Origin of the sequence: Mesotoga sp. UBA5847, assembly GCF_002432735.1 — a bacterium.
Classification (GTDB): domain Bacteria; phylum Thermotogota; class Thermotogae; order Petrotogales; family Kosmotogaceae; genus Mesotoga.
In genome coordinates this window covers 1-2,763 of the sequence record NZ_DJGL01000093.1, presented here as the reverse complement: position 1 = coordinate 2,763, position 2,763 = coordinate 1, and the positions used below count along the sequence as shown (strand labels likewise).

At 42.9% G+C, this 2,763-nt stretch carries 3 protein-coding genes and 1 pseudogene; 3 read left to right on the top strand and 1 reads right to left on the bottom strand.

Annotated elements, in window-relative coordinates; translation table 11 throughout:
• A pseudogene (locus tag B3K91_RS11685) lies at positions 1-213 on the bottom strand (hypothetical protein); the annotation flags it as partial.
• Between the two features lie 251 nt (positions 214-464).
• On the opposite strand from B3K91_RS11685, the gene B3K91_RS11680 reads away from it, so the two are divergent.
• The 3 genes from B3K91_RS11680 (at position 465) to B3K91_RS11670 (ending at position 2,444) form a co-directional block, all read left to right on the top strand.
• Positions 465-662 carry a hypothetical protein gene (locus B3K91_RS11680; RefSeq protein ID WP_292595265.1) on the top strand — a complete coding sequence of 66 codons (198 nt, stop codon included), beginning with the start codon at positions 465-467 and terminating at the stop codon, positions 660-662.
• A gap of 206 nt (positions 663-868) precedes the next feature.
• Positions 869-1,846, top strand: a complete 978-nt coding sequence (locus B3K91_RS11675; protein ID WP_292595262.1) for a type II toxin-antitoxin system antitoxin SocA domain-containing protein — start codon at positions 869-871, stop codon at positions 1,844-1,846.
• A gap of 400 nt (positions 1,847-2,246) precedes the next feature.
• A complete protein-coding gene (locus B3K91_RS11670) occupies positions 2,247-2,444 on the top strand; it encodes a hypothetical protein (RefSeq protein WP_292595259.1) in 198 nt (65 codons plus the stop codon).
• The last annotated feature ends 319 nt before the right edge of the window (positions 2,445-2,763 follow it).

Here is a 2,763-nt window from a genome sequence, read left to right as displayed (position 1 = left end):
GCTAGTCCAGGCTCCTCCATCTTTCCTGTATTCGTACTTAGCTATACTTCCATCGGGATCGGTTCCTATCCATTCAAAAGAATTCGTCGATACCTTAACGACGTTTTCAAGGCCCCTGACTTTCAACAATATAGGCGCCAAATTGGACGGAATACAGGATGAAAACATTAAGATCAAAACAAGAGTGATTACCCAAACAGATACTCTTTTCATGAGTATGCCTCCCATTACGTCACTTGAGAAGGAAACGAGAAAACAGAAATGTTTAGTGTAGATTGCACATATCTTACGTTCTGCATTATAACATTCTATATATCTAATAATGCTAGAACCCAGACCTGTTGAAAATGATCTTTCACTTTTTTGTTAAAGGGTTTCAAAGAAACAAGGTTTCTAAATGGGGTCAGATTCCAATTCTTGATTAAGCATTATTATTTAGATATAAAGCACCGGGGGTGATTACAGTGATCATGTTCGACAGAGCATGGAAGATGCTCCAGGAGATCGATGCAAGCGAAAGGAAGAAGGCGTTCGATGCGATTGTTGAACTCCTCGCTGCTTCGGAGGACGAGGGGATGCTTCAACTGAGAGACGACCTGCTGACATTCGAAGACGACATTCTAGATGATTCTGAAGATCCGATAAAGACGCTTCTAGGATGATAATCAAAGAGATACATTTGCGATTGTTGTCTGGAAATCCTTACCGCTTGAGTCAATACTCAGAGAGCTTGATATTACCGATGATGAATTCCTGGCCCCAGAAGACTATGAATACAAAGACAAAGTCTATTTCAAGCTGAGTTATAGCTTTAGGGAAAGGCTAATCTGTTTATCTTTGCATCTTGCAGAGTACGGGAGTTGATTTCATGAGATGTCCCGAATGTGGAAGGGAAATGCGCCTATCTAAGGAAGAGAGCATCGAGAGTTTCAAGGGAAGTCGAGTCAAACTTTCCTACGATGTCTATAAATGTGATGAGTGCGGAAGTTCATATGTAGATGCCCGATCTCTCGATGAAGCCTGGAAGAAGATCTGGGAAGATTATGAGAAGGCTAATTGCATGCCGTCGCCGGCAGATCTCAGGAAAGCCAGAGAGAATCTGAACCTCACTCAGGAGGAGATGGCGCTCCTGCTGAGAAGGACGAAGTCCCTGGTTTCTAAGCTTGAAGACGGCTCCAGAGCTCTTTCAGACAGGCTTCTCGGATCTTACACAAATCACATAATTCCAGGCGGAGAGGACTTCATCTCTTTTGTCAATTCTGCTGCGGTCCAGGGAAGGATCTCGCTGGACGATCAAGACAGAATAGTTGGCAAGACCGGAATTGAAAATGAATCCCGGCTTTCTCTTAGAGAGAGTATGATTATTGAAGCTCACGGAAATACCGAATCGTGCCTCAATGGCTTCAAGGTCTTTTCAGGAAAAGCATTGAGTGCAGTTGTGGGGCGTTTCCTTTCCGAGATAGGACCTCTGGATCACATGAAATTGTTCAAGCTTATGTTCTACTCCGATACACTATCATTCGAGAGAAGGGGGATATCCATTACCGGTCTCAGGTATATTGCCAATCTCTATGGGCCTACGCCCGTGAAGTATGAAGATGTTGTCTCTTATCTTAAAGAAGCTGGAGTGGTCGAAGAAGGCAAGAAAGCCTTTGTGATGATCAAAGGAACGGCAAAGACCGATCATTTGCTCGCCGAAGAAGAGGAGATCATCGAGACGGTTGTGAAAAGATATGGTCACCTTACAAGCAGTCAGCTCTCATCTCTATCTCACAAGGAACCCTGCTGGAAAGAAACTGGAGAGAAAAAAGTCATAAAATACTGCAAGGGAATGATAGGAAACTAGTCCTGCTTGAATTACTAAATGAATTGGTAAGACTCCTAATTCTGCAGACGGATCAGTGTGAACTGTATAAGAAGCATTCTAAATGGGCCTAAAAGGGCTATTAGAAAATGAGTTTGGAAGAAAATGATACACTATCATTCCGACAATTTGCAGAATGAAATATCCTGTAAAACACTCATTAGATAAGTTTTTTGGACGAGGGCTAATAGTGTTATTCATTCAACGAAAAAGCGATTTTTGAATCTGCAAGATTACAAAAAGCTGAAGGAGCGCGCAGAAGAGATTTCGCAGGACTACCAAGATATGATATTGAATACGATACTCTTGTGCAAATCACCTGACTAAGCGAGAGATCCTGGTTGACAGAGCGATTTTAATCACATTGAAAGAGGGCGATCTAATGGATAAACGACAGCTCCTGAGAAAGGAAATAGAAACCATACCCGATACTCTCTTAGAAGAAATCCTTCGGTTTGTGAAGGCATTGAAAGAAAGGAATCTGCCTGCATCAAGCTGCGGGTTGCGGGATGCTTCAGAGTCGGCTCTTGCCAGGGATTGGCTGAGAGAAGAAGAGGATATGGCGTGGAAAAACCTGTAAAGGGGGATGTTGTTAAATAGGGTCAGACTCCATTTTCACACTAAACGAGAAATCGAAGATGAAAGTCTGTGAGACTGTTTCAAAGGACAGAAAAGCGAAATTAAGCAATCTCGTTATAACGTATTAAGTGTGTTCGGCATGATGGGAAGGGAGGACTTAAACTCCGTATCTAGAGATGAATACGAACGATCAACACTCTTTTACCAACCAATACCCTGTACGCGCAGCGTTGGGCTCATGGGTGGTGCGTTGTGAGTTATGGGTGATGGGTAAGACCATTAGAAAAAGCTCTTTTCGGAGGATGCTGGACAAAGCAACA

Coding starts and splice junctions, on each gene's coding strand:
- B3K91_RS11675 (WP_292595262.1), top strand. CDS start 869: ATGAGATGTCCCGAATGTGGAAGGGAAATGCGCCTATCTAAGGAAGAG.
- B3K91_RS11670 (WP_292595259.1), top strand. CDS start 2,247: ATGGATAAACGACAGCTCCTGAGAAAGGAAATAGAAACCATACCCGAT.